A 24872-nucleotide genomic window follows, 5' to 3' on the forward strand; every position below is an offset into this window, starting at 1 on the left:
CAGAAATTAAGATGATTACCCCATTATCTTGATAAATCCACCTTGATCCCTTCTAGTTCAGAATACAAACAAATATTACAAAACGCATATTATTCAGCATATTTACGTAGATATTTTCTAGCATATTAGGCGTTTAATAGGAGATCAAATTATGATTAATCTCAATAATTTCTTGGCTCGGGAACAACTAGAAAGACTATTTTTAGAAAGTCAAATCTTGTTTGGTAACTTTTTCGGTTTTAGGAAGCTACGTAAATGGCGCATAGCTATCTTGCGATCGCTTGCTACTAGATTAACTAATAATCCTGTCGAACATATACCCAACGGTGACGAAGCTAAATTTCAAAATCAAGCTTTTGTTGGCTCTTTTACCAAAGGCATACCCCATGATGATACTGGAAGAATTATCGATTCAGAACAGTTTAAACGTTTTCGGGTGGCAACCCATATAGGAGATTTTTTTAACAATCTGCAACCAGATTTGGGCAGAGATAGCACTCTGGGATGGAGAGCAGTACAACCAAATTCTGATATGCCGATCAGGGGATGGGAAAGTCCATCATCAGGTCTTACCTTTGAGATGCATGGTCCTGATAGCCACAGTGTTACTATGCCTCCTGCCCCAGAATTAGGTTCTGATGAATTGACCTTGGAGATGGCAGAAGTTTACTGGCTGGCACTGTTGCGTGATACTCATTTTAAAGAGTTTCAATCAGGAAGTACGGACGAAATTATACAACAAGCGCTCGCTCATCTTAATGCTCTACCCTCTAAAGGAGAAGGACGGCGCAAACGGAGATTAAACCCCAGCAACCAATTCGATGCCCAAAATATTTTTCGCGGTGCCACAGATGGAGATTTAATTGGTCCTTATTTATCTCAGTTTTTATTAATTGGTACTCCTGGACATGAAGGTAATCCCAAAAATGTTACTGATGGCTTAATAGGTTATGGAGCTTTAAAAATCGAGCAAAAACTGGTTCCGGCAAAATTGGGTTTAGATCATATGACCACTTGGGATGTTTTTCTAGATGTGCAAGATGCAGCCAATGTTAGAGGTACAGATGTATTTAAAGAAGAACCAGATTTAGTTGAGTTTATTCAGAAGCGATTTATTACCTACCCCAGAGATTTAGCCACCTATGTCCATTTTGATGCCCTCTACGAAGCTTATCTTAATGCCTGTCTAATTCTGCTTGGGTTTAATGCACCAGTAGATTTAGGAATTACTCAACTAAACAATTTATTTTCTGAACGAGCTAGAGAATTAAGTCCTAGTGGATTAGGTAGAGTCGATGGATTTGCTCTGTTTGGTGGTCCTCACATCCTCAACTTAGTTACAGAAGTTTCTACCCGTGCATTAAAAGCAGTTCGCTATCAAAAGTTCAATGTCCACTGTCGTTTTCGTCCTGAAGCTCTTGGTGGTTGGATGGAAGCTATCAATGCCGGTATTTCTGCCATTCAAATGATTCCAGCATTAAGCCAGACTTATGAAGAACTTAACACTGACCAAGGAGGAATCAATTTATTAGCGAAAGTAAGAAAACACAATGGAGAGCAAAATGTTGAACCGCTAAATCAACTGCGTTCTTATATACAAGAGGATCGACGGGATAACTCAGGAACTCAGACAGCTTTGCTACCCATGGCTTTCCCTGAAGGTTCACCTATGCATCCAGCCTATGGTGCAGGTCATGCTACGGTAGCCGGAGCTTGTGTCACTATGTTAAAAGCGTTTTTTGATACTGATGCTGTTTTTGTTCTTGAACCCAACGCAGACACTAACAAGAAAGAAGTGAAAATTGTTAGTCGTCAACAATATGATGAAAACAAAGAGCAGTTTTCTCCTGTTGCTTTTATCCCTAAAGATGAAGGCATGGAATTAGAAAATGCCTATGAAAATACTACCAATCCTCCCCTATCAGTCGGTGATGAGCTAAATAAAATCGCCGCTAATATTTCTATTGGTCGTGATATGGCTGGGGTTCACTTCTACAGTGACTATATTGATAGTTTAGTTATGGGAGAAAAAATTGCGATCAGCGTATTATTAGAACAATCTCTCTCCTACGAAATCTATCCTAATCAAGTTCGACCTAGCTTTAGTCTGACCACTTTCCTTGGTAGACAATTAAAGATTAAAGATGGCAAAATTACGGAGAATGGTAGTGAAATTGACTGGTCTAGTTTGGGTTGATCTACATATCCCTCTTATGTCACTCTTCGAAATCAAAGAGTAGCAGAAACAGAATTTACCCATCAGGAAAAGAGAAATAAAATTGATTCATTACAGCAATCAATTGATGAAAACCAAGTAATAAAGAACGGTTGGGAAAGACTTCTAACCAAGGAACAATCATCCAGAAAAGAACTGTTGGTTGAATAATTAAACGGAAGTTATTTAAAGTACTGCTTGCTCCGTCCTTATTGGCGAGGTTTCCTCGCCACGGGCGGTGCGCTTTTCCATCCTTCTTTGTTAGACCATTGTTGATGAAGGGCAAAATTGGCAATCGACTCTTGGTTTGAAATATGAGAATCAGATAAAGCTCGATCTTGGTTCAACTCACTCAAGACTTTGGAATGAGAACTAATCATCCAATAAAGTGTAGTGTGTTTATTCCTTGAATCGTGAGGCTTTGGCTAATTTACTTTCATTATCTGAAAACTTATTTACTCAAGGTCAATCTTGTCAAAACATTTTGGAGTTACTCATGCCTGCTTAAAATAGTTTTCATCTTTATTTCAATCTCAATTTTGCCAAGTCGTGATCTTACAGTTTATTAATAAGCTTGGGGCAGGTATTGTATCTAGTTGAGCCACGCTCATTGTTCGATTTATCAACCAATGCGTCCTTCTCCAAACACTATCTATCAAGTCCAAGATACTGATAATGAGATCACTCAGCTCTGCAAAAAAGCTCATTTTAAGATGCGTTTGCCCTGGTTTCCCTGCCCCCACACCCCACAGTCCTTTGACAGACCAGTAGTATGATATGATATCCAGTCTGAAGTTGACTGTAATAGCAGAAGAAATTAATCATGGAAGACTCATTGGAGCAGTTTAGCGGTCTGTTTGCACAGTTGCAAGACATAGGATTATCACTGGGATTAAAGATCGTCGTTGTCATCATCATTTTCTTTGTTGGTCGCTCGCTCGCGAAGTTTCTACGTCGTTTCGTGAAACGGACACTTAGTAAAACTAGCATCGACCCTACCATTGTTGCCTTTGCTAGTGCAGCTAGGCGGAAATAATCCACCAGTTAATCATGATCTTTAAAACCCTCAAACTTCCACACAAACGGCTTGGCAAAATGCCAATTAAAGTAATCAATAAAATTCAGAATCTTTTGCTCCAGGTCTTCAGTCGAACAGAAACTACTTCTTTTGAGCAAACGCCTGACTAAAATAGAAAACCAACACTCAATTTGGTTCAGCCCTAATGTATGTTTCGGAATATATACAAAGCGAATCCGATGTGATTCATCTGATAAAAAAGCCTCACGGCTGGTCATGGATTTTAAAATTCCTTCTTTCCCTTTAACTCCTAAATCCGTAGTAATTCCACAGTTTGATGCTACTAAATTAACTAAACTTTCTGATTTATGAGTATTGAGTTGATCCACGATAAAAATCCATGACCCTTTTTCATCAGTCTGAATTGTTTTCTGGATATGTTCATAAAAATCTTGTTCAGTTCGAGTTGCACCGATAGAGGGAGTAAGTACTTTTCCTCTGGCTACATCCCAGTTAGCAATTAAGCTTAAGGTTCCGTGGCGTTCATACTCAAATTCGATTTTCTCTACTTGTTTAGGCTTGCCTGGTTTGGCTGGAAATAATCTTTCAAGAGCTTGAATACCTGTCATTTCATCGGTACTAACCAAATGAATACCTTGTTCTAATAACTTTAAGGCATTTTGATGCAGTTGACAGATATATTTGACTTGCTTTTTAAATTTTAGGGGGTCATCAATTTTGGGATTTAACCAGTAACGATGGAGATCTGGTTTTAGTGTGGCTTCTTGTTAAAAAACGTCCCGCACTTCGAGGGGAAATCTTTGACACTATTCCTCTTTTAACTGCTTCTGCTGCTAACTCTCTGGCTGTCCAATGACTTACTGGTCTTTCTGATTCTTCGGGAGATTCACAGGCTAGTGCCACTATTTGAACGACTTGTTCTACGCTAAAGAACCTGCTCGTGCCTGAACGTGGGCGATCTTCTAAAACTTGTTTAATCAAGACCATTAACTTTTTGTCAGTTACTTGTTGTTCTTCTGCTGCTGCTAGTTTCTCTTTGTCCTGTCTCCATCGTTCTCGCCACAAGCGTACTTGCCCTCTTTCTAGTTCTAATCTTCGACTAATAGAACTATTGCTCTCTCCAGATGCTGCGGCTAAAATCAGCTTGGCTCTTCTCACCAAACGATCAGGGTTGGTAGTCCCTCTAACTATCTGTTGTAGTAGTGTTTCTTGTCTGCTGGAGAGGTTGATTAGTTTTGCTTTGTTAATGGGCATCGATTCCTTGGCTTCACTCTTTTGCTTAATAGAGTAAGTTTCATTTTATCTGATGAGAGCTTCCTTTTTAACCTGGTGGGCTATTTCCGCCTAGCTGCACTAGTTTCTTTATACCTATTTCATTGTTAGTTACTTGGAACAGCTTTTCTGATGGACGGATATAAACATCCAAACTTTTTTGACAAACATCTATTCCTACCCACTGTTTTTCACTCATGAGTTTTCTTCTCTTTCGTGATATTTTTTATGGTTGTGACTCTCGCTCATCTGACTCTTCCTTGCAAAAATACGGTTTTTATTTATACCTGGCGATTGTTTGAGTTTATCTGAGGAGAGAGAATTAGCAGTGACCCAGCTTTAGGGCGGTTTTGAGCAACCGAGGATACCACGGTCTACTACTTTCTCTAAACTACCAGGATTTGATAGTTTAATTTCAAGATACAAGGATACCGCTTCGTATATGCATGATTTGACTAAGCTGTATCATGTAATCATGATACTAGCTCACGTATACAAGCTCAAGCCCAGTAACAGTCAATCTCAAAAGATGAATGACTGGCTAAATATGCTGCGTGCTTTCTACAATTTTTGTCTGAGAGACAGAATTGAGGCATACGAGCAAGTACGTTCCCCAGTGTTGGGAAATTACTCAAGGCTAGACAATCGAGGTGATCGTAACTGAAGTTGACCCCAGATTTAGTTCTCAACGATGTAGTTGTTGTCTGTAGGTTCAGTGCTACCAAAACTAATATCATCAGATTCATATTCTAATGGTTCAACGTGAATTAAAACTCTCACCGTACCAAAGTTTCTTTCTAAATGATCTTCAATTTTTTCTGTAATTTGATGAGCAGTAATAATATCGTCAGTGTCAACTATTAAATGCATTTCAATAAATACTTGTCTGCCTAACATCCCCCGAGAGGCAATATCATGACAGTTAATTACCCCCGGAACCTCCATTACTAAATCGTGAATCGCTTCTGGGGCGATCGCCATTTCATCGACTAGCCAGGGTAAGTTCTCACTGATTACTTGCCAACCACTATAAAACACTAGTAATGCCACAGGAAAAGCTAAAACTACATCTAGCCATTGCAATTGGGGAATATTGAGATTTTCCGCCTGCCATACTCCCAATAAACCAGCAATCACAATAATTGTGACCCAAATATCACTCATGGTATGTTTGGCATCAGCAATTAAGATGGGACTATTAACTTTTCTGCCAACCCTACGCTCATAAAAAGCAACAAAAATATTAACTCCCAGAACAACCAATAGTAGCCATAATTCAGCTCCAGATACTTGGATTGCAATCTGATCGGAATTAAAAAAAATCTTCTCTACTGCTCCTTGAAGAATTTCAAAGCAAGCAATACCTAAAAAAGCAGCAATCCCTAATGCCCCTACTGCCTCAAATTTTTGATGTCCATAAGGATGTTCCCGATCTGGTTTGGGAGAAGAAAAACGATTGGTAACTAAACCCAAAACATTGTTGGCACTATCAGTAACACTATGTAAGGCATCTGCTTGTAGGCTCAGAGAACCAGTGGCTATACCTAAAGCAAACTTTAGTGCCATGACAAATAAATTTAAGAGTAAAGTAAGCCAAAGAACTTTACGTACTTCTTGGGAGCGAATACCTTGCATTATTGGAATAAAAAATCCACTAGTTACTTGTTCTTCAATCATAGTCTGAAAAACAGCTATAGTCCTTACTAATTAATGCTTATAGCTATGTTTAGTTATTAAAAAAAAAGTAACTTATTGAGATTTATTCTGATAAATAAAGCAGAAAGTAGCGACTGTTTGATAGATTAAAATTAGAAGAATTAATAATATCTTCTTGCATTAAAACTTAATTATTAATTTAAATTAAATTCTCAGTATGGCTCAACTAACTCTCAATTTAGTTCAAGGCGCAGTAATTTTTAATTTTACTCCAGAAGCAGCTAAGCAATTACAATCAGAAATATCAACCTTAATGCAAAGTCTCAAATCAGTTGCTAATCGTACTCCAGGTGGAGGAGCCAGACCTACTCCGCAAAAATCTATGGAATACCAATATACTGGAGATGTTTTTTTAGAAATTTTCTGTAATCCTAATATTTATCCTAGTCCCTTTGCTGCCAAAATCTTGCTTACTCTGCGAGATGAACGCATTCGTTTAACTAGCGAAGCTGAACTAACTCAATTAATTGAAGATTTAAATACATTTTTAGAGCAAAATTAGATAGATCACAACCATTTAATGGAAAATAATTTGTTCCAATTAATACAGCAAGGGAGACGAATCGCTATAGGGGCGATCGCTTCTTGTGCTGAAACGCTACAAGATCCTCAAAAAAGAGCTGAGGCGATCGCTGTTCTACAAACTGAATTAAATCAAAAAATTCAAGAGTGGTCAGCTAAAGGAGAAGTGACAGAAGCAGAGGTTAAAGCTCTGATTGAAAACCTGATGAATCAGAGGGGTTGGCAAGGAGGTCAGTATCCCAGTTCAACTGGCTCAGGTAAGACTAGAACAGGTGCCAATAGCAATTTAAAATTACAGGAATTAACCGCAGAAATTATTGCTCTCAAACTGGAGTTGGAGAAATTACGGAAGTCCAAAAATAACTAACTCCAACCTCCATATTTCAGTAAGAGAAGTCTAATCACTTTCCCACTCTAGTTGGCCAATCAGATCAATTACGTGATCTCTTAATAAATAGTCGTGTCTTTCCAGCTCACACTCAATTTTGTTCCACTGTTGCGTGGGTAAATATTCACACAAAATCCGTAAAGGCTGATCGAGAGTGATAACACCGTTTTCCAATAAATTATAAGCTTCTTCTTTGATTGCACCTATAGAATAACGTTTGGTTGATGTTGCAGCTATCATAATTAATGCTCCGCCAAATAATAGATCCTATTGGAATAGAATTAAGTAGTTATTAAGCTTTATTTGTCTGTGTAAGTTAATAATATGCCTTTAGATAGCGCTTACCTATTACTTAATATTAAGAATTTGATAAATGAATACTTAAAAAAGTTGCTCAATATTTTATGAATTTCTCTAAATCGGGTACTGTTACCCAGCTATTTTGTTGATGAGATTTATGGGTTAAATCCATTAATAATTGAGAATAAACCCCTTCTTTTAAGGAAGGAACTAGAGATTTTTCCGAATCAATTGAGGTAACGAGGCGATCTACTACTCGAATAAAAGGGGCTAATCTACCGTCAGTAAATACCTGAGTAAAGTCATATTTCTTAGGAACAGATACTTTCTTTAAAGATTTTCCTGCTGGGGCGGCAAATAGTTCAAATCCATGGACATAATCTTTCAAATTGCTACTGCCCAGAACTAATGTTCCTTTTTCACCATACACTTCTACCCAATGTCCTCTACCACCATAGGTAACAGAACTAATTGATAATTGCACCGGTGTGCCATCGTCTAATTCCAGCATAATCAAACAAGTATCATCAGCATTTACAGGCTTCATTTTGCCGCCATCATTATGATCGGGACGTTCAGGAATAGCGCAATTAAGATAACCACAAAGCCGGGAAACCGAACCAAATAACCAACTGATATAGTCAAAGGCATGAGATGCCACTGCACCCAAGGCACCACCACCTGCATCTTGTCGCGAGTACCAATTCCAGTCTCGTTTGGGATTAGCGCGACTTGTAACCAACCAATCAATTTTAATTAATCTTTTTTGACCTACGTAATCATCTTTAAGATGTTCAGCCAACAATTGCCAAGCAGGAACATAACGAAATTCAAAATCAGCGATCGCTACAACTCCTTGAGCCTCAGCTAAATGATATAGCTCTCTAACCTGATTTGCATTCATGGCCATCGGTTTTTCCAGAAGAAGATGTTTTTTGGCTTCCAGTACTTTTTTGGCCATCTCGTAGTGTAAAAACGGTGGAGTCGAAATACTCACAGCATCTACTTCAGATAGAGCCAGAATTTTATCCAGGTCGTTGTAGGCATAATAAATTTTATTAGAGTCAGCAATTTCTTTGGCTTTATTAAGATCCCGATTATAGACAGCTACAACTTCGGTACGGGGATGATGTTGAAAACCGGGAATGTGTATTTTTTGTCCAAATCCTGTACCAACTACGGCTACGCCAACCTGATGAGGTGTAGATGTCATATAAAAAGTCCTTTCTCGCTCAAAAGTAACACTATCTAAAAATATAAAACACCAAATCACTAATTCGAAATTACTTTACAATTTTGAAAAAGTATAATGTGGCGTAGAACTGAGTAAGGGAAATAATTAGTTTTGGGTTTACTAAACTCTCTCCGAATTCTGGTAACAAAATGGCTGACTTGTGTTTTGGTTGTGATCTTGTTAATTCCGCTATCAGCCTGTAATCCAGCAGCTCTCACTGCCAACCCCAATCAACCACCCCAATTAGTTCAGGCAATTCTGAGCGATCCCAAGACCTTTAACCCAGTGATAGCCGCGGATGCTACTAGCAGTAGTGTAGGAAGGATGATTTTTGATGGTTTAATTACTGAAAATCCCCTTACAGGAGAAATTGAACCTGCTTTAGCCGAATCGTGGTCAATTTCCGAGGATAATTTGAAAATCATTCATACTCTAAGACCAAATCTCAAGTGGTCTGACGGTCATCCCTTAACGGCAGAGGATGTTGTCTTTACTTACAATCAACTCTATCTCAATCCCAATATTCCCTCGGGGATGAGAGATATACTCAAAATTGGCGAAAGTAAATCCTTACCCCAAGTTCGTAAACTTAATGATTTACAGGTTGAGTTTGCTCTTTCTGAACCTTTTGCACCATTTCTGGGTATTACAGGAGCAACAATTTTGCCTGCTCATATTTTGCGAAAAACTATTGAACAAAAAGATCGAGATGGCAAATTAAAATTCTTATCCACCTGGACAGTAGATACTTCTCCAGAAGAAATCGTTGCCAGTAGTGCCTACAAACTAAAGAGTTACGCTACTAATCAACGATTAGTATTTGAAGAGAATCCCTATTACTGGAAAAAAGAAGTAGTTAGCAAAGATATACCCTATATTGAGCGGGTAGTCTGGGAAATTGTTGAGTCTACCGATACATCACTACTACAGTTTCGCTCGGGTAGTTTAGATTCCATTAGTGTTTCTCCTGAATATTTTTCCCTATTAAAAAAAGAGCAGGATAAAGGAAATTTTGAAATTTACAACGGCGGTCCTGATTATGGCACCAATTACATAGTCTTTAACTTAAATACAGGTAAGAGAAATGGTAAACCCTTAGTTGCTCCCAGAAAATCTCGTTGGTTTAATAATGTAAAATTTCGACAAGCTGTAGCTTATGCCATTAACCGTCCCAGAATGGTAAAAAATATTTATCGTGGTTTAGGACAACCCCAACACTCTTTTATTTCAGTTCAGTCTCCTTTTGCTGATGCTAGTTTGCAAGGCTATGATTATAATCCTGAAAAAGCCAAACAGTTATTAAAAGAAGCAGGGTTTAAATACAATCAAAAAAATCAATTGCTAGATTCCGAAGGTAATCGGGTTAGCTTTACATTAAATACCAATGCTGGTAACAAAATTCGAGAAACGATGGGTAATCAAGTCGAAGAAGATTTAGAAGCAATTGGGATGGATGTTAATTTTAGAACGATCAATTTCAATGTTCTGATTGGTAAAACAAGCGGCTCTTTAGACTGGGAATGTATTCTCCTAGGATTAACAGGGGGGAATGAACCAAATAATGGAGCAAACGTTTGGTTTACTGATGGCAACTTGCATATGTTTAATCAAAAACCTGCACCAGGACAAAACCCCATAGAAGGAAGAACAATCTCTGACTGGGAAGAAAAAATAGATCGATTATTTATTAAAGGTGCCAGAGAACTAGACGAAGACAAGCGCAAAGCCATCTATGCGGAAATTCAACAGTTGGTGTCAGATAATGTACCTTTTATCTACTTAGTAAATCCCAAAGCCCTAGGGGCAGTGCGTAACAAGATAGAAGGAGTTGAATATTCTGCCCTGGGCGGTGCTTTTTGGAATCTTGAGGAGTTAAAGATTATTGAATAAGTAAAAGATACGTATTGAGGTTTAGGACTAAAATTCTGGCTTTCTTCGCTAGGTAGAAAACTTCAGAAAAAAGTGATTGGCGAAGCCACCTCCCTTCGGGCGATCGCCAATGATAAATTGAAAGATTGTATTCTCATCTCAATAAAAGTGTTATGATTCAGGCTGAGAATCAACAGATTAATGATTGAGTTTGTATCCAGTATCTAAGGTTTTTTCCGTAAAGTATTGAGCTATTTCTTGGACAATAATTCTGTCTCTCTAAACACAACACTCATTGAGAAGACAACCAAAGTATGTCAATTTACGTAGGCAATTTATCGTACGAAGTCAATCAAGAAGACTTAAATGAAGTCTTTGCCGAGTATGGAACCGTTAAACGGGTTCATATTCCCAGCGATCGCGAAACAGGTCGTCCACGGGGGTTTGCTTTTGTGGAAATGGAATCTGAAGCTAACGAAGATAAAGCTATTGAAGCTCTAGATGGAGCCAAATGGATGGATCGAGATCTAAAAGTTAATAAAGCTAGACCTCGTGAAGATAATAGAAATAGTGGTGGTCGTCGAAACAACCGCTTCTAAGTTTCTCTAGTTAAATTAAAAAATCAATGCTTCTAGGAATCAAGTAGATTAGTTCTATATCTTTTTTCTAGAGGCGTTTTTTTTTGTTGTTTAAACAAAAAATAATCTGATGTTGATAAATAAGTAGAGGGATTAGCTTCCCGCATTATTGTGTCGCGCGATCTCTTTAGGGGATCATTTATAAGAATATAAACTTACTCCTTGTTGCTTAAATCAAATTCCTCAAGATAATAAGACTCATCAATTTCCACCAACCGTTTCTTTGCTATTTTTTGATTGGGGATTTTTTCAGGATTGGGAGGGCTGGGAGTATCGGGATCATCACGATTAAAATCATCACCACCTTCAGAAGCATTAAACAACGAAAACAGCCAAGCTACCAGCAAACCAAATAGATAAGAGACTGCTAGAAGAGTTATAAGCCTCGATGCTATTAAAAACATAGTTTCTTCCTCTTGTGCCAACAAATTTTAGGACATCTTTTGTGCAGAAGTGGATTTAGAATCTTCTTAATTGTACTGTAATTACGACGGTTTCAGCTATTAAGACCACTGAAGGAAATAAAAAATTAAACCAAATATGGTTGGCTTAATTTTTTCTTCTCCCAAGCTAGGGCAGAACTAACAATCTCATCCAAAGAATTATGCTGAGGGTGCCACCCAAGAAGTTCGCGAACTTTATCTCCTGAGGCTACCACACAGGCAGGATCTCCTGGTCGACGAGGAGTTTCATTAATCTGAAAGTTTACCCCAGAAATTTCTCTGATTTTAGATAAAACTTCTCTTACACTGTAACCAGTACCATAGCCACAATTGAGAATTTGGCTCGTTTCTTTCTGCTCAAGATAAGCTAAAGCATCGACGTGAGCAGAGGCCAAGTCTTCTACGTGAATATAGTCGCGAATTCCCGTACCGTCGGGGGTAGGGTAGTCTGTCCCAAAAATACTGGCTGAGGGTCGTATACCTAAAGCTGCATCACACCCTACCTTGATTAAATGAGCTGCTTTTTTGCCCATTTGACCAATTTTTCCCGAACTATCTGCTCCAGCCACATTAAAATAACGCAATATAACATACTTCAGATCTGAAGCTTGAGCATAATCTCGAATAATCTTCTCGCTCATTAATTTTGATTGACCGTAGGGATTAATCGGCAAGGTTGGAGATGACTCTGGGACAGGAGATTCTTTAATTTCCCCGTATACGGCAGCAGTACTAGAAAAAACAAACTGGTTAACGCCAAATTCCTGACAACAATTTAATAAATTAACTACGTTGCAGGTATTGTTGTAGTAATAAGCTAAAGGCTTTTCTAAGGATTCAGGAACAGAAATACTAGCTGCAAAATGCAACACTGCATCAAATTGATGTTGAGCAAAAATCTGTGCTAAGTGTTCGGTATCGTTAAGTTCTCCTGTGACCAATTTTCCATACAATATTGCTTCAGCTGAACCTGTAGACAGGTTATCGTAGGTAACAATCTCATAACCTGCCTCTCCTAGCTTTTTAACTGTATGAGAACCAATGTAACCAGCACCGCCAGTCACTAAAATCTTTGCCATGGGTCTAGTAATTTTTACTTATTCGAGGGACTCAAATTAATTATAAGTAAAAATTAAATCTTAGCGATTAATTTCTCCAAAAATATTATTTGAATTATTTTGGCAGTAAATTCATCTTTAGTAGCTTTTTAATAACTTTTTGCAGTAAGTAGTAGAGCTAATTTAACTTAGTTGTTCTAATGTACTACCTATTTTTGAGGACAGACCTATAATTTCTAAATTTGAAATTAAAGTTCGATAGTTGGTATCTTCAATATTATTGAAACTCTTGTTCAATTTAAGTAATTGTCAAGTAATTTGATTAATACAAATTTGCACTTTGTTTAATCTTTAATTTTCTTTTTCTGGTTAAACTATTCATCTTTGATTCAGATATGCCACGATCGCCAAAATTAAAATTTGATCGCGGAACACTACTCTTACATCCACCACCAAAGGGTAAGGCTTGGTTAGACTATGCTACTTGGGACGATCGCGTGGAAAAGTTTCGGATTCCGGCTATTTATTATCGTCCTCTGGTGGAAGCTCTCAAAGCAGACGACAAAGACATTATCGATGAAGCAAGAGAATTTTATAACCTCGAACTTAAGTCTACATCCCAATTAGAGCCATACGTCCACCAAGCAGAGGCTCTTCAAGCCTGGAAACAATCAGGTAGACAGGGAGTGGTGGTCTTACCTACCGCAGCAGGCAAGACTTATCTAGCACAGCTAGCTATGGAGGCTACTCCTCGCACGACTTTAATTGTGGTACCGACTTTGGATTTAATGCACCAGTGGTATGCTCAAATTGAAGCAGCTTTTCCCAGTGCTGAAGTGGGTTTATTAGGTGGTGGTTCTCGCGATCGCACTCCTATTTTGATTGCTACTTACAACAGTGCTGCGATTCATGCTGAAACTCTGGGAAATCGTTATGCTCTCCAAATCTTTGATGAGTGCCATCATTTGCCCACAGACTTTTTTAAAGTGATTGCCGAATATGCGATCGCTCCTTATCGTTTGGGGTTAACGGCTACCCCTGAACGTAGTGATGGTACCCATAGACATTTAGATACCCTAATTGGGAAAATTATCTATCGTAAAACTCCTGAAGAATTATCAGGGGCTGCCCTTGCCGATCATAAAATCGTGCAAATGCGGGTTAAATTATCAGCACAAGAACAAACAAAATACGATGAGGCGATCGCTATTCGGAATAAGTTCCTCCGTCAATCGAATATCTCTCTAGGTAGTCTTCAAGGCTGGCAGCTATTTGTGCAATCTAGCGCGCGATCGCCTCAAGGTAGAAAAGCTATGTTAGCCCATAGAGAAGCCAAAGAGATCGCTTTGGGTACAGATGCTAAGTTACGAATCTTAATTGATTTAATCAGCAAACATCAAGCGGAACGTATTCTAATTTTTACCAACGACAATGCCACTGTTTATCGTATTTCTCAACAGTTTCTCATTCCAGCTATTACCTATCAAACCGCAGTGAAAGAACGTCATGATATCCTAACTAAATTTAAAGCTGGAGAATACAAAACCCTAGTAGCTTCTCATGTGCTTAATGAAGGAGTGGATGTCCCTGATGCCCGAATTGCCATAATCCTCTCAGGCACCGGTTCGACTAGGGAATACATTCAAAGACTAGGCAGAGTATTGAGAAAAGGCAATACGAGCAATAAACAAGCCATTCTTTACGAAATTGTTACCGAAAACACTAGCGAAGAAAGAACTTCTGAACGTCGTCGAGGTAATTCTGACTCCAATCAACCTAGACAGCTAAAACTGATCACAACTCCCAAACCTAAAATCAAAAAAAGACAATTTAAAGCAGCGGAAGAATCTACACAATGGAATAAAGACGAAGAATAATGGAATTAGCTAAACTACTTTTTAGGAGAAAACAACAAAACAGGAAACCAGCTGGTACGCATTAAATCATTGGCAAAGCTACGAACTGTCCACTGTAGTAGACTATTGCGATAATCTGTGGCAATAGCGATCGCACTAATATCGAAATCTAAAGCTGCGGTGGCTATTTCTTGCAAAGGATTACCTGTTTTAACTAAAGTGTTGACTTCAATATTAAGAGCTTCTAATTCTACCTTAACTGATTTCAGCTTTTCTTCAGCCTCTTTAACTCGCTCCTCAGCTAACATTGACTTCCTGCCACAGTCATCTACCACCGACATTAACATACATTGCTTAAGAGAATTATCGGGACGATCCTGGGCGTATTTCTTTATTTCTTCAATCAAATACTGAGCAGTTTTACTATCGTTGTAGGGAATTAGTAAATAACGCCAAAGATGTTGACAGCGAAGAGCCAATTCTTCACGAGTATAGGTGGTAATTAGTTCAGGACGAATAATATTGAGGGGTTGACTAGTAATTTTTGCCAGTCCAGTACTGGTGCTACCAAAAAACTTCTCCTGAAGTAAGCTTTTAATCGGAGTCCCGGTCATGATCACATCTACGGGATACTTTTTTAAGACTCTGGGAATTGTATCTAGAGGCTTCCCTGAAAGAACTTCTACTCGAACATCTACTTCAGATGGAGCTTGTTCTAAAGCTTTCTGGAGACGTTGCTCTGCTTGTTCTACTCTCTCTTGATCAATTCTGGGTACTTCACCCTCTTCCCATAGAGGAACACTATGAAAGAAGATAATTTTGTTTAAACCAGATTGAGCTAGGTCGGGAACACAATCGATGAAGCGGTTTAAACCATCAGTGAAATCTGTGCAAATTAAGCAGCTTTGGAACATACAAGCATCAGGTCATATCTGTTCTTTTACACTAGCAAAAAAAAGGTTTGATAGTCGCTATAATATTGAATTTCTTAGCTTTTATCTGAACAAAAACCCCAACATCCCCAGCTTTTTTCATGGGAAACCCGCAAGAGAAGGAGGTCAAATGAACGAATTTCAGCGAACTTATATTCTGGGAGGGGTATCTATACCCCATTGATGACGAATAAAGTCCTTATACATATTGTCTCTGAGCAACATCTGTTCATATAGTTTGACCAGAAATTCCTGAGCCTGCTCATGGCTCATACTTTTAACTTGAGTTTCGAAAGAGCGAATATTGAACTGCTGTTCCAGGGAAAGCTCTGTTGAATGGGACATAAATACACACTCCTAGCTTTAGATTAACGAAATAATAACTGTTATTGCGATCAATGTAACTCAATGTTACGATCACTTGACAATCTTGCCTCTAGTTATTCTCCTAATAATAGCTAATAGTTTCGGCTCATGCTTCGCTCAAACTATTCCCCTGCATTCACTCCCATAGTCTAAGGCAATTGTGAATCAAAAAAATAATAAATAAATAGAATAAATTGGTAAATAGTGTAAACATTCTGTAATAATTAGGAATAGTGCAGAATTTAAAATAAAGTCAAAATTTTTTAAATTTAGTTGATTGGCATTTTTCGTTAACAGATGTTTGGCAAAACTACTGTGGCAATAATTTTTAAGATTAAGGTCAGATTGAATAACTTAGACATTTCAAGAGGCAAACCTATTCTCACTCAACTGGTAAAGTTTTGGTAGGGTTGTGTTTTGGCGTGGTCGATAGTTGTATAAAGAAAAAAAGTGGTTTACCAGAAGATCCATCTAGAAAAAAGCTTTTGGATAATTTGTTTTATTGTGGCGTAGTTGCCATCAGAAAAGCGTTCGCTCTGCACACTATTTTGGAATTAATCTAGCTTGGGAGATATAGTTTTATGTCTATTCGTCTATACGTTGGTAACTTACCTAAAGAAGAAATTGATCGTGAAGCCTTGGCAAAAATGTTTACTGAAGAGGGGCAACAGATATCCACTAAAGTAATTAAAGACCGTAAAACAGGAAAATGTCGCGGTTTTGCTTTTGTTACTGTTCCCACTGATGAAGTTGCTGATCAATTCATTGAGAAATACAACGGTCAATCCTTTATGGACAATCCTCTTAAAATTGAGAAGGCTTTACCTCGTTCTAAAGGAGATGAAGGTGGGTCATCTGCTGAAGGAGGAGACGCTCCTAAACGTAAAGGTGGCAACAACAAACGTAATAAGAAGCAAGGGAGTAGCGGTCAAAAACAACAGGGTAGTATTCAACCCGATCCTCGTTGGGCAGATGAGTTAGCAAAACTCAAAGAAATGCTGGCTTCTGCGAACAATTAATCATTAGTTACAAACGATTCGGTTTGTTCTTGGCAGTTAATACTGTTCTAGCTGTCAGCAAATCTAGCAACGGTGACAATACCTAAAAGTGAATCTTAGGGTGATTGGACACCGTAGTTTTTTAGGTTTTTTTGGCAAGATCTGAGAAAATAAGTCCCAGATTAAATTCTAGATTCAATGTAAGACGATATACGGAGATTAAATTAATGACTGATCCTGTCAAAACCATGAAGCAAGAAGTGGGTAAGGCTGCCGCTGCCCGTGTCAAATCAGACTCTATTGTCGGACTAGGATCGGGTTCAACTGCTGCTTATGCCATTGAGTATATTGGCGATCGCCTAGCTAAAGGCGAAATTAAGAATGTAGTGGGAGTTCCTACTTCTTTTCAAGCAGAAGTATTGGCAAAAGAATATAAGATACCTCTTGCTACTCTCGATGTGATTGACCATATTGATATTGCGATCGATGGTGCGGATGAAGTCGATCCACAAAAAAACTTAATTAAAGGCGGTGGTGCAGCCCACACACGAGAAAAAGTAGTAGACTCTCTAGCTAAAGAATTTGTCGTGGTGGTAGATGGTGGCAAGTTAGTTGACAAATTAGGCTCAACTTTTCTGTTGCCAGTAGAAGTGATTCCCATGGCAGTCGCTCCAGTAATGCGGAGTTTAAAACAACTAGGTGGAACTCCCAAACTACGAATGGGAGTTAAAAAAGCTGGTCCCGTGGTCACAGACCAAGGAAATTTAGTAATTGACGTAAAATTTGAGCACATTAAAAATCCTGCTGAAATGGAAAAAACGATCAATAATTTCCCAGGGGTCTTAGAAAATGGTTTATTTGTTGGTGTAGCTGATATTGTCTTAGTTGGAAAAATTGTCGACGGAAAACCCGAGATTAGCGAGTTTTGAATAAAGGCTATCAGCCATCAGCTTTCAGCTCTTAGCTTTAACTAACTGCGGTACGAGTAAGATACTGCAATTAATTAAACCTATAGTATCTAACCTTATTAGTCCATACAAATCAATTATTTTGCCTAAGTTTAAAGGATGCTGATAGCTAATAGCTGAGAGCTGACAGCTTTTTAGGGTAAAGATTAATTTAAGAAAGCTATTACTATGCAAAAAATAATTACTATAGTTGCTCTCACCTTGGTTATTTTTTTCAGCACCATTAATATTAATTCTGATGCTCTCGCTGAAACAGCCATAAATCTCGATCGCGGCGCAGCGGTATTTAAAGCTAATTGTGCTGGATGCCACGCTAAGGGCGGTAATATTGTTCGTCGAGGTAAAAACCTCAAGTTAAGAGCTTTACATAAAAACAAAGTAGACACGGAAGAGGCGATCGCTCTACTGGTCAAAAATGGCAAAAATAATATGTCGGCATATGGCGATAAACTCAGCGACGAAGAAATAGCAGACGTTTCTGCCTATGTGCTTCAAAGAGCTGAAGAGAAGTGGAAATAACTTTAACTAGATGCTCACCTTGCCTAGAATTTCTTGGGCATCTTGTTCAATTTTCTGAAAACTTGCCAGTAAGGGTAATACTTTCCTTTCTTCTCCTTCGACGTAATCATAGATATTCACAAAATTGCGCTCTATTTCTTCGTAGATAATGTCTAGTTTAGAATTCAACTTATCAGATAGTTCACTTTCAAAACGAGCTTTTTCTTGATCTAGTTTCGTTTCAAACTGATTAATAATCTTGCGCTTTTTCAGAATTAATGTGCCTCCAGCAAATATAATACCTACTCCAGCAAAAGCTGTTCCAATAATATCTAATAATACAATCTCCGTTAAAGCAGCGATCGCTGTCCCCGCAACGGTAGCAGCACCACCACCAAGAAATCTGGGGGCGACACTGGCATTTACTGACTCAATCGAATGCATAAAAGATTTATCGTCAAGTAAACTAGATACTTTTTGCTGAACATCCTCAACAATTTCTTGACGACTTTCGATAGTGTTTACGGTAATAATACTATTACTAATTTGATTGACTTTTATCCCCTGTAAATCATCGACTAGGCTCTGTAATAGTCCTCTAATACCGCCAACAAAATGCTTAATACCATCCTGAGATATTTCTCCTAGAGAATCTTTTAACTCAGCTTCGCAACTTTGCTTTAATTCATCCATCCAGGAGGGGGCTGACTTTTTCGTGCGAAATAAAACTGCAAACGAACCCTTAATTAGGGTAAATATAGATAATTCTTGGCGAAAATCCTGTTTTACCCTAGCAGTGATTTTATCGTACTTACTCAGTAGTCGATTAATCAGGGATTCTAGTTCAAAGCTAGATTGTCGCTTGTTTTGTTGTAATTTAGCTTTAATTTTACTTACTATTTCTTGATCTTTAGCTAACTGCTTCTGGAGCGAAAGTAAGTCTTTTTTAATTAAAACTACAATTTGTTCGCTAGTTTTAGCTACCCCTTGAAGCTTTAATTTTTTAGTACCACCATCTTTTAAAGTCTGCTGAATATAGTTTCTAACGTCTGTAAAGCCACTATGCTCAGGTTCCCCATTTACTTCTAACTCCACAGAAGTAGCGAAGATTACGGGAGATTGGAGACCCTTTTGTTGAGCTAATTCTGCTAGCTTCTCTTTATTTTTGGCTAATTCTTCGGGTTTAGTAAGATCTGACTGTTGGAGAATAAAGACTACTTTTTTACGCCATTCAGTATTGACATAATCTAACAATTCCCAAGCACTACGAGTATAGGGATTTTTGGCAAAGAAGACAAAAAAGATGAGGTCACTATTGGGAATAAATTCTTTTGTGATTTCTTGATGATTATCAACTATGGTATTGGTTCCAGGGGTATCCACAATTGATAAAGTTTTTAAGATCTCGTTGGGCAAACCGATTTTGCGTAAATATTGATTGATCGGTTGCTCAAATTTCTCTTCACCATAGACAATTTGTTGAATGACATCAGTACAGGGGTCGGCAGCAGTTTTACAAATATCTGCCTGGAGCAAAGCATTAACAAAACTACTTTTACCTGCTTTAACTTCTCCTACCACCACAAACAAAAATGGCTCATTGATATTGTTGCGTAAATTACTAATAGTTACTTGTAATTGCTGATTATTAATTTCAACGGCAAAACTTTGTAATTGATTTAAGAGGTTATTTAAATCTGATTGATATTGAACTAATGCTCGATCAACAATAGAATTATCCATAATTAGTACTCCGATAAGCTAGGAAAAAGTAATAAGTAATTAATAAATAACCAGGAATTTATACCTATTCTGATCAAAATAACTTAAGGTTTAAAGTAGAAACATTAACTATTTTCAAATCGATACTTTAAAATTAGCTATACCTAAAACAGTAACATCAGTTAAAAAATAATGAGCCATACCAGAGCAGTATTGTGCGGTTATTATGGCATGGGTAATGTTGGAGACGAAGCTTTACTGGTATCACTGTTACAAATGCTGCCAGAATCGGTTGAACCGATTGTCTTATCTGGAGACCCCCAAACTACCCAAAAACAGTATGGAGTTGTTAGTTGTCATCGCAAATCAACCTTTGCCATTCTCAAAGCTTTAAAACAATCTGAGGTGTTCATTTGGGGAGGGGGAAGTCTGATGCAAGACTCTACTAGTATTGCTAGTCCCATTTATTATGCTGGTTTAATGGCTTTGGCTCAGCAACAAGGTTTAAAAACTATCGCCTGGGCGCAGGGTATCGGTCCTTTAAATAAGACTTTTACTCGTTGGCTAACTCAACAAGTATTATTAAATTGCAATGCTATTAGTGTTAGAGATCTTGCGTCAGCAGCACTGTTAAATACCTGGCAGATTGAACCCCTGATTGCTCCCGATCCTGTGTGGGCTTTACAAAGTGATACGGTTCCTGAGTTAGAAGATTTACCTAGTCCTAAAGTGGCGGTTATTTTGCGATCGCATCCTCTGCTTACCAGCGATCGCCTGACAACATTAATCCAAGCTCTTCAAGACTTTCAAGCACATACTAATAGCTTTATTTTGTTGATTCCCTTTCAACCTGCTCAGGATATGGCGATCGCCAAAGAAATTGCGGCACAATTACAACAGCATCATACTATTATGACCTTCCCAGATCCTAAACAGCTTAAAGGAGTATTTAAAGCAGTAAAAATGGCGATCGGCATGCGTCTTCACAGCCTAATTATGGCAGCAGCAGAGGGCTGTAGCTGTTTTGCCCTTAGTTACGATCCGAAAGTTACTCAATTGATGACTGAATTAGATTTACCTGGATATGAGTTAGCAAATATCCCTCAAGACTTCCGAGAGATTAGCTTTGCGTGGCAAGATCATTACAATCACGGAAAAGTTTTAGCTCAGAGTCAAATTAAGTCTTTAATTGAGCAAGCATTAGATCATCAACAACTATTAAGCAAAATAATGATTAAAAGTTCATAAACCTTGGCATTTTTCCAAGCAAGGTATAAGCTATATCTAGCCAAATCTAAAGCTAAGTATAAAAATATAATTTCCATTTCGATTTATCTTTATACTTATCTTATAATTAGCAAATAATAATGCTTTAATAGCCCGTAGGTTAGATATTTCCTTGTAAGGGAAATTACTTAAAAGCTTTGGATTTTGTTGACGCAATATTCTGATCAGCCCAGAAAAATAATTATGAGTGAAGCCAACAACAATGCTAATTCTGTAGATTCCCAATCTAGTTTTAATTTTTCTCCCACAACTGATAAAAATGATGTTAAACATCAAGATGAAGTAAAAGATATAGCTGCTAAAACTAATCAAGAAAATTCCTATTTAACATCTGATAATTTCCGTAAATCTTCTCAATTATCAACCGAAACTGAGCAAAATCTGGATGATAATGATACTTCAGTTCACAATATGAACTGGCAAAAAGTAGCCCATAAACTACGTGAATATAATCGTAAACTACTTAAAAAAGTATTTCGTCTCGAACAAGAGCTGGCGGAAATTGATAATCGATTTAACAAGCACGTCGAGAAATCACAAAATAGTGATTTGCTAGTAGCTCAACAAGCAGAGGAAATTAGAAACTCTCAAGAAAAAATTGCCTTGCTTAATCAACAAATTGCTAATTCTCAGCAACAAGTACAGACCCAAGAAACAGCAATTAGTAATATATCTCAACAACTAGAATTATCTCAAAAACAAACTGCTCAACTAGAAAGAGAATGCGCCTTACTGCAAGAAAATTACGACAGTAAAGCTCATGAATTAGTTGCCAAAGAAAGAGAAACCAAAGAATTGCAAACTCGACTCAGCCAACAACAACGTTACGCGATGCAGTATAAGGCAGAATTGCAACATTATCGAGAAAAAGCAACCTCACCTAAAATAGAAAAAGTAACTAACAGTTATCGAAATTCCATCAGTAGCCGTTCAATCAAGCCTTGGTCGACTTCTACTTCGGAAACCAAAATTTCCCTACCTCAAACTAAACCTCAATCAAACAAAATTACTCGTGTTGTTGCCAAAGCCACAGAAACTGTAAAAACTACCGCAGAAATTTCTTCCTGGTCGGCATCAACTACTAAAGAAAAAGACAGAACTAAGACTGGTAGCAAATCTAGCAGTAGCAAAAAACCTCAGTCTTTAGCTGCTATTGATTTACCCACATTTCCACGTCAAGGCTAGTAAATTACATAGTTAAATATACTTGTTGCCAAAATCAAGTTTAGTTTAGTTTAGTTTAGTTGTTAATCATGATAGATATGATAGGGGCGATTTGCTATTCGCCCCTATAGTTATTTCTTTGTATCATAGTTTTTCCAAAGAGATATTTTATTATAAAAATAATTTATGTTGCAGTTTATACCAAAATTGTCTACATAAATCAGCTATCTTCAACAGATGACAAGCGACCAAAATCTTGGAGCTTTCTGAATTTAAAGATAGTATGCGAATTGAGCAACTGCAAGCGTTTATAGCAATCACAGAGACGGGGAATTTTGGACAAGCAGCTAAAAAATGTGGAGTTACTCAGTCAACAATTAGTCGCCAAATACAGTCTTTAGAACAAGACTTAGGCTTACCACTATTTCATCGTAGCACCCAAGCTAAGCTAACCTTGGGTGGCGAAAAGCTACTGCCTCGTGCTCAGAGAATTTGTCTGGAATGGAATAAAGCCAGCAAAGAATGTGCTGACTTAATTGCAGGAAAGCAACCGGAGCTTTGTATTGCAGCGATTCACTCGGTCTGTGCTCATTATTTGCCGCCAATTCTACAACAGTTTTGTCTAGATTATCCTGAAGTTCAATTAAGAGTTACCGCCTTAGGCAGCGATCGCGCGTTAAAAGTTTTACGAGATGGTTTAATTGATGTGGCGATCGTGATGAATAATCGTTTTTTGACTGCCTCAGCCGAAATAGAGCTGACAGTACTCTATGAAGAACAAGTTGATGTATTGATGGCAGCTAATCATCCTCTTAGTCATCTAGAGAAAATTCCACCTTTAGAGTTAGTTAAATATCCGCAAATAGTATTTAAGGATGGTTACGGGATGCAAAGGTTGGTGCAGGAATGGTTTAGAAATCAAAATGTCCAGATTAAGACTGCTATGGAGTTAAATACTCTTGATGCTTTTCGCGGAGTAATTCGGCAAGGAGAAATGATTGCTCTGTTGCCCCATAAAGCTTTGATTGACTCCTACAACGATCCTACTTTGGCGATCCGTCCCATTTCCCACTCTGAAATAGAAATAAACACGATCAAACAAGGAGAATTAGACAATGTTTTAACTCGTCAGGTTGTAATGGTGACCACCAGCGATCGCTTGATGATTCCCCCTATCGCCCATTTCTATAAATTGGTCAAAAATATGGCGACATCTTCAGATTTATTAACTACACAATTAATTGGTCAATAGAGTATTCTGTATGATCTAGAGCAAAAATATGTCGTAATTGTAAAATTTAATCTCGCCTATCTTCCCCAATTATGAGCGATGAGTTTCGAGAACTATTAAAAAGAGTCGGTAGCGGGACTCACACTAGTAAAAACCTATCCCGTGACGAGGCAGCAATGGCATCCAGAATGATGTTATTGCAAGAAGCAACCCCTGCTCAAATTGGTGCGTTTATGATCGCTCATCGCATTAAACGGCCGACTCCAGAAGAATTGGCGGGAATACTTGATGCATACGATCAACTAGGATTAAAACTCAAAATCAATCCCCATCATGACCATCAACCAGTAGTTTTAGGTAATCCTTATGATGGGCGATCTCGAACTGTACCAGTAACAGTGATTACGGCATTGATTTTAGCTGCGGTAGACGTACCTGTAGTGATGCATGGTGGCGGCTGTATGCCAACGAAATACGGCATTCCCCTAATCGATATTTGGCAACAGTTAGGAGTAGACTTTTCAGGATTTAATTTAGCTCAAGCCCAGGATATATATAATCAAACCCAGATTAGTTTCATCTATCTTCCCCAGCATTTTGACTCAGCCCACAATTTTGTGCCTTTGCGAGAACAAATTGGTAAACGCCCTCCCTTTGCTACTGCGGAGTTAGTCTGGTGTCCCGTAGAGGGAGAAGTTCACCTAGTTGCGGGATTTGTCCATCCTCCAACTGAAGAACGGTTTCGGTCAACATTCAAAATTAGAGGAACTAAAAACTTTACTCTAGTCAAAGGTTTAGAAGGTAGTTGCGATCTTTCCCGTAATCGGACAGGAATTATTGCTATGAGTAATTCAGGGGAGAGTTTTGAACGTCTTCTACTCAACCCTGCTGACTATAGTTTAAATGGGTCTGATATCACTTTAGAATCAAAAGCTCAGGCGATCGCTTTAATTCAAGAAGTAATTCAAGGTAACAATAGTCAACTCTTTCCCAGTGCCATTTTAAATGGTGGTTTTTATCTCTGGCGTTTTGGAATCACTCCTACTTTAGAGACTGGCTTTGGCAAGGCAGAAGAAATGTTAGCTAAAGGTATAGTCGCGGATAAATTATCTCAACTACAAACCCTCAGTCACAGCAGTACCTTATCTATCTAGAA

The 24872-nt window shown here is 38.1% G+C and carries 27 protein-coding genes; 15 read left to right on the forward strand and 12 right to left on the reverse strand.

Annotation, left to right across the window (positions count from 1 at the left end):
* Positions 1–151 precede the first annotated feature (151 nt).
* Positions 152–2197 carry a vanadium-dependent haloperoxidase gene (locus tag PLEUR7319_RS34410; RefSeq protein WP_019504243.1) on the forward strand — a complete coding sequence of 682 codons (2046 nt, stop codon included), beginning with the start codon at positions 152–154 and terminating at the stop codon, positions 2195–2197.
* A 55-nt stretch (positions 2198–2252) separates the two neighbouring features.
* Here PLEUR7319_RS34410 and PLEUR7319_RS40515 read toward each other — a convergent pair whose 3' ends face one another.
* Positions 2253–2510, reverse strand: a complete 258-nt coding sequence (locus PLEUR7319_RS40515) for a hypothetical protein (protein ID WP_144054258.1) — start codon at positions 2508–2510, stop codon at positions 2253–2255.
* 528 nt (positions 2511–3038) lie between these two features.
* On the opposite strand from PLEUR7319_RS40515, the gene PLEUR7319_RS0105730 reads away from it, so the two are divergent.
* Positions 3039–3251, forward strand: coding sequence for a hypothetical protein (locus tag PLEUR7319_RS0105730; RefSeq protein ID WP_019504246.1), 213 nt, complete (start codon positions 3039–3041; stop codon positions 3249–3251).
* A gap of 8 nt (positions 3252–3259) precedes the next feature.
* On the opposite strand, the gene PLEUR7319_RS0105735 is transcribed toward PLEUR7319_RS0105730, so the two are convergent.
* The 3 genes from PLEUR7319_RS0105735 to PLEUR7319_RS40520 form a co-directional block, all read right to left on the reverse strand.
* A complete protein-coding gene (locus tag PLEUR7319_RS0105735; RefSeq protein ID WP_019504247.1) occupies positions 3260–3862 on the reverse strand; it encodes a transposase in 603 nt (200 codons plus the stop codon).
* A 103-nt stretch (positions 3863–3965) separates the two neighbouring features.
* Positions 3966–4508 (reverse strand): helix-turn-helix domain-containing protein, encoded by a 543-nt coding sequence (locus PLEUR7319_RS0105740; protein WP_019503787.1) that lies wholly within the window; start codon positions 4506–4508, stop codon positions 3966–3968.
* A 67-nt stretch (positions 4509–4575) separates the two neighbouring features.
* Positions 4576–4725 carry a hypothetical protein gene (locus PLEUR7319_RS40520; RefSeq protein WP_019504248.1) on the reverse strand — a complete coding sequence of 50 codons (150 nt, stop codon included), beginning with the start codon at positions 4723–4725 and terminating at the stop codon, positions 4576–4578.
* Between the two features lie 276 nt (positions 4726–5001).
* Between PLEUR7319_RS40520 and PLEUR7319_RS39185 the strand changes: the two genes are divergently transcribed.
* Positions 5002–5190 (forward strand): helix-turn-helix domain-containing protein, encoded by a 189-nt coding sequence (locus tag PLEUR7319_RS39185; protein WP_202804220.1) that lies wholly within the window; start codon positions 5002–5004, stop codon positions 5188–5190.
* Positions 5191–5204: 14 nt separating this feature from the next.
* On the opposite strand, the gene PLEUR7319_RS0105750 is transcribed toward PLEUR7319_RS39185, so the two are convergent.
* The gene (locus tag PLEUR7319_RS0105750) at positions 5205–6161 is read right to left on the reverse strand and encodes a cation diffusion facilitator family transporter (RefSeq protein ID WP_026102333.1); all 957 of its coding nucleotides are present in this window, start codon (positions 6159–6161) and stop codon (positions 5205–5207) included.
* 238 nt (positions 6162–6399) lie between these two features.
* On the opposite strand from PLEUR7319_RS0105750, the gene PLEUR7319_RS0105755 reads away from it, so the two are divergent.
* Complete coding sequence (locus PLEUR7319_RS0105755; RefSeq protein ID WP_019504250.1) at positions 6400–6744, forward strand: hypothetical protein; 345 nt, start codon at positions 6400–6402, stop codon at positions 6742–6744.
* An 18-nt stretch (positions 6745–6762) separates the two neighbouring features.
* Entirely contained in the window at positions 6763–7131 is a 369-nt protein-coding gene (locus tag PLEUR7319_RS0105760; RefSeq protein WP_019504251.1) for a hypothetical protein, read from the forward strand.
* 30 nt (positions 7132–7161) lie between these two features.
* Here the strand turns inward: PLEUR7319_RS0105760 and PLEUR7319_RS0105765 are convergent, their stop codons facing one another.
* Together PLEUR7319_RS0105765 and PLEUR7319_RS0105770 are read right to left on the reverse strand one after the other, a co-directional pair.
* Complete coding sequence (locus tag PLEUR7319_RS0105765; protein ID WP_019504252.1) at positions 7162–7392, reverse strand: DUF4327 family protein; 231 nt, start codon at positions 7390–7392, stop codon at positions 7162–7164.
* Between the two features lie 154 nt (positions 7393–7546).
* Positions 7547–8665: a Gfo/Idh/MocA family protein gene (locus tag PLEUR7319_RS0105770; protein WP_019504253.1), complete on the reverse strand. Its 1119-nt coding sequence runs from the start codon at positions 8663–8665 to the stop codon at positions 7547–7549.
* 132 nt (positions 8666–8797) lie between these two features.
* Here PLEUR7319_RS0105770 and PLEUR7319_RS0105775 point away from each other — a divergent pair, with 132 nt between their 5' ends.
* Both PLEUR7319_RS0105775 and PLEUR7319_RS0105780 read left to right on the forward strand, forming a co-directional pair.
* On the forward strand, positions 8798–10576 hold the full coding sequence (locus tag PLEUR7319_RS0105775) for an ABC transporter substrate-binding protein (protein ID WP_019504254.1): 1779 nt from the start codon (positions 8798–8800) through the stop codon (positions 10574–10576).
* A gap of 293 nt (positions 10577–10869) precedes the next feature.
* Positions 10870–11154 carry an RNA-binding protein gene (locus PLEUR7319_RS0105780; protein WP_019504255.1) on the forward strand — a complete coding sequence of 95 codons (285 nt, stop codon included), beginning with the start codon at positions 10870–10872 and terminating at the stop codon, positions 11152–11154.
* A gap of 194 nt (positions 11155–11348) precedes the next feature.
* Here the strand turns inward: PLEUR7319_RS0105780 and PLEUR7319_RS0105785 are convergent, their stop codons facing one another.
* On the reverse strand, positions 11349–11597 hold the full coding sequence (locus PLEUR7319_RS0105785; RefSeq protein WP_019504256.1) for a LapA family protein: 249 nt from the start codon (positions 11595–11597) through the stop codon (positions 11349–11351).
* 125 nt (positions 11598–11722) lie between these two features.
* Positions 11723–12715, reverse strand: a complete 993-nt coding sequence (gene galE / locus PLEUR7319_RS0105790) for a UDP-glucose 4-epimerase GalE (protein WP_019504257.1) — start codon at positions 12713–12715, stop codon at positions 11723–11725.
* A 374-nt stretch (positions 12716–13089) separates the two neighbouring features.
* On the opposite strand from galE, the gene PLEUR7319_RS0105795 reads away from it, so the two are divergent.
* Entirely contained in the window at positions 13090–14571 is a 1482-nt protein-coding gene (locus PLEUR7319_RS0105795) for a DEAD/DEAH box helicase family protein (RefSeq protein WP_019504258.1), read from the forward strand.
* Positions 14572–14585: 14 nt separating this feature from the next.
* Here PLEUR7319_RS0105795 and PLEUR7319_RS0105800 read toward each other — a convergent pair whose 3' ends face one another.
* Positions 14586–15464, reverse strand: coding sequence for a universal stress protein (locus PLEUR7319_RS0105800; protein ID WP_019504259.1), 879 nt, complete (start codon positions 15462–15464; stop codon positions 14586–14588).
* Positions 15465–15632: 168 nt separating this feature from the next.
* Positions 15633–15827: an NblA/ycf18 family protein gene (locus PLEUR7319_RS0105805; protein ID WP_019504260.1), complete on the reverse strand. Its 195-nt coding sequence runs from the start codon at positions 15825–15827 to the stop codon at positions 15633–15635.
* A 602-nt stretch (positions 15828–16429) separates the two neighbouring features.
* Here PLEUR7319_RS0105805 and PLEUR7319_RS0105810 point away from each other — a divergent pair.
* The 3 genes from PLEUR7319_RS0105810 to PLEUR7319_RS0105820 all read left to right on the forward strand — a co-directional run bounded on the left by PLEUR7319_RS0105810 (position 16430) and on the right by PLEUR7319_RS0105820 (position 18333).
* Positions 16430–16867: an RNA-binding protein gene (locus PLEUR7319_RS0105810; RefSeq protein WP_019504261.1), complete on the forward strand. Its 438-nt coding sequence runs from the start codon at positions 16430–16432 to the stop codon at positions 16865–16867.
* A 206-nt stretch (positions 16868–17073) separates the two neighbouring features.
* The gene (gene rpiA / locus PLEUR7319_RS0105815) at positions 17074–17775 is read left to right on the forward strand and encodes a ribose-5-phosphate isomerase RpiA (RefSeq protein WP_019504262.1); all 702 of its coding nucleotides are present in this window, start codon (positions 17074–17076) and stop codon (positions 17773–17775) included.
* A 207-nt stretch (positions 17776–17982) separates the two neighbouring features.
* Positions 17983–18333: a c-type cytochrome gene (locus tag PLEUR7319_RS0105820; protein WP_019504263.1), complete on the forward strand. Its 351-nt coding sequence runs from the start codon at positions 17983–17985 to the stop codon at positions 18331–18333.
* A 6-nt stretch (positions 18334–18339) separates the two neighbouring features.
* Here PLEUR7319_RS0105820 and PLEUR7319_RS0105825 read toward each other — a convergent pair whose 3' ends face one another.
* Positions 18340–20055, reverse strand: a complete 1716-nt coding sequence (locus PLEUR7319_RS0105825) for a dynamin family protein (protein ID WP_019504264.1) — start codon at positions 20053–20055, stop codon at positions 18340–18342.
* 171 nt (positions 20056–20226) lie between these two features.
* Here PLEUR7319_RS0105825 and csaB point away from each other — a divergent pair, with 171 nt between their 5' ends.
* From csaB to PLEUR7319_RS0105845, 4 genes are all read left to right on the forward strand, one after another.
* Positions 20227–21282, forward strand: coding sequence for a polysaccharide pyruvyl transferase CsaB (csaB, locus tag PLEUR7319_RS0105830; RefSeq protein WP_036798735.1), 1056 nt, complete (start codon positions 20227–20229; stop codon positions 21280–21282).
* A gap of 222 nt (positions 21283–21504) precedes the next feature.
* Entirely contained in the window at positions 21505–22506 is a 1002-nt protein-coding gene (locus PLEUR7319_RS0105835; RefSeq protein WP_019504266.1) for a hypothetical protein, read from the forward strand.
* Between the two features lie 262 nt (positions 22507–22768).
* Positions 22769–23737 carry a LysR family transcriptional regulator gene (locus tag PLEUR7319_RS0105840; protein WP_019504267.1) on the forward strand — a complete coding sequence of 323 codons (969 nt, stop codon included), beginning with the start codon at positions 22769–22771 and terminating at the stop codon, positions 23735–23737.
* Between the two features lie 71 nt (positions 23738–23808).
* Positions 23809–24870 carry an anthranilate phosphoribosyltransferase family protein gene (locus PLEUR7319_RS0105845; protein ID WP_019504268.1) on the forward strand — a complete coding sequence of 354 codons (1062 nt, stop codon included), beginning with the start codon at positions 23809–23811 and terminating at the stop codon, positions 24868–24870.
* Positions 24871–24872 lie beyond the last annotated feature (2 nt).

This window comes from Pleurocapsa sp. PCC 7319, from assembly GCF_000332195.1.
GTDB lineage: Bacteria > Cyanobacteriota > Cyanobacteriia > Cyanobacteriales > Xenococcaceae > Waterburya.

Coding starts and splice junctions, on each gene's coding strand:
- PLEUR7319_RS0105740 (WP_019503787.1), bottom strand. CDS start 4,508: ATGCCCATTAACAAAGCAAAACTAATCAACCTCTCCAGCAGACAAGAA.
- PLEUR7319_RS34410 (WP_019504243.1), top strand. CDS start 152: ATGATTAATCTCAATAATTTCTTGGCTCGGGAACAACTAGAAAGACTA.
- PLEUR7319_RS40520 (WP_019504248.1), bottom strand. CDS start 4,725: ATGAGTGAAAAACAGTGGGTAGGAATAGATGTTTGTCAAAAAAGTTTG.
- PLEUR7319_RS0105845 (WP_019504268.1), top strand. CDS start 23,809: ATGAGCGATGAGTTTCGAGAACTATTAAAAAGAGTCGGTAGCGGGACT.
- PLEUR7319_RS0105730 (WP_019504246.1), top strand. CDS start 3,039: ATGGAAGACTCATTGGAGCAGTTTAGCGGTCTGTTTGCACAGTTGCAA.
- PLEUR7319_RS0105805 (WP_019504260.1), bottom strand. CDS start 15,827: ATGTCCCATTCAACAGAGCTTTCCCTGGAACAGCAGTTCAATATTCGC.
- PLEUR7319_RS0105785 (WP_019504256.1), bottom strand. CDS start 11,597: ATGTTTTTAATAGCATCGAGGCTTATAACTCTTCTAGCAGTCTCTTAT.
- PLEUR7319_RS0105780 (WP_019504255.1), top strand. CDS start 10,870: ATGTCAATTTACGTAGGCAATTTATCGTACGAAGTCAATCAAGAAGAC.
- PLEUR7319_RS0105795 (WP_019504258.1), top strand. CDS start 13,090: ATGCCACGATCGCCAAAATTAAAATTTGATCGCGGAACACTACTCTTA.
- PLEUR7319_RS0105835 (WP_019504266.1), top strand. CDS start 21,505: ATGAGTGAAGCCAACAACAATGCTAATTCTGTAGATTCCCAATCTAGT.
- PLEUR7319_RS0105750 (WP_026102333.1), bottom strand. CDS start 6,161: ATGCAAGGTATTCGCTCCCAAGAAGTACGTAAAGTTCTTTGGCTTACT.
- csaB (WP_036798735.1), top strand. CDS start 20,227: ATGAGCCATACCAGAGCAGTATTGTGCGGTTATTATGGCATGGGTAAT.
- PLEUR7319_RS0105800 (WP_019504259.1), bottom strand. CDS start 15,464: ATGTTCCAAAGCTGCTTAATTTGCACAGATTTCACTGATGGTTTAAAC.
- PLEUR7319_RS0105840 (WP_019504267.1), top strand. CDS start 22,769: ATGCGAATTGAGCAACTGCAAGCGTTTATAGCAATCACAGAGACGGGG.
- PLEUR7319_RS0105765 (WP_019504252.1), bottom strand. CDS start 7,392: ATGATAGCTGCAACATCAACCAAACGTTATTCTATAGGTGCAATCAAA.
- PLEUR7319_RS0105810 (WP_019504261.1), top strand. CDS start 16,430: ATGTCTATTCGTCTATACGTTGGTAACTTACCTAAAGAAGAAATTGAT.
- PLEUR7319_RS0105755 (WP_019504250.1), top strand. CDS start 6,400: ATGGCTCAACTAACTCTCAATTTAGTTCAAGGCGCAGTAATTTTTAAT.
- PLEUR7319_RS0105825 (WP_019504264.1), bottom strand. CDS start 20,055: ATGGATAATTCTATTGTTGATCGAGCATTAGTTCAATATCAATCAGAT.
- rpiA (WP_019504262.1), top strand. CDS start 17,074: ATGACTGATCCTGTCAAAACCATGAAGCAAGAAGTGGGTAAGGCTGCC.
- PLEUR7319_RS0105770 (WP_019504253.1), bottom strand. CDS start 8,665: ATGACATCTACACCTCATCAGGTTGGCGTAGCCGTAGTTGGTACAGGA.
- PLEUR7319_RS0105820 (WP_019504263.1), top strand. CDS start 17,983: ATGCAAAAAATAATTACTATAGTTGCTCTCACCTTGGTTATTTTTTTC.
- galE (WP_019504257.1), bottom strand. CDS start 12,715: ATGGCAAAGATTTTAGTGACTGGCGGTGCTGGTTACATTGGTTCTCAT.
- PLEUR7319_RS0105735 (WP_019504247.1), bottom strand. CDS start 3,862: ATGACAGGTATTCAAGCTCTTGAAAGATTATTTCCAGCCAAACCAGGC.
- PLEUR7319_RS39185 (WP_202804220.1), top strand. CDS start 5,002: ATGATACTAGCTCACGTATACAAGCTCAAGCCCAGTAACAGTCAATCT.
- PLEUR7319_RS0105760 (WP_019504251.1), top strand. CDS start 6,763: ATGGAAAATAATTTGTTCCAATTAATACAGCAAGGGAGACGAATCGCT.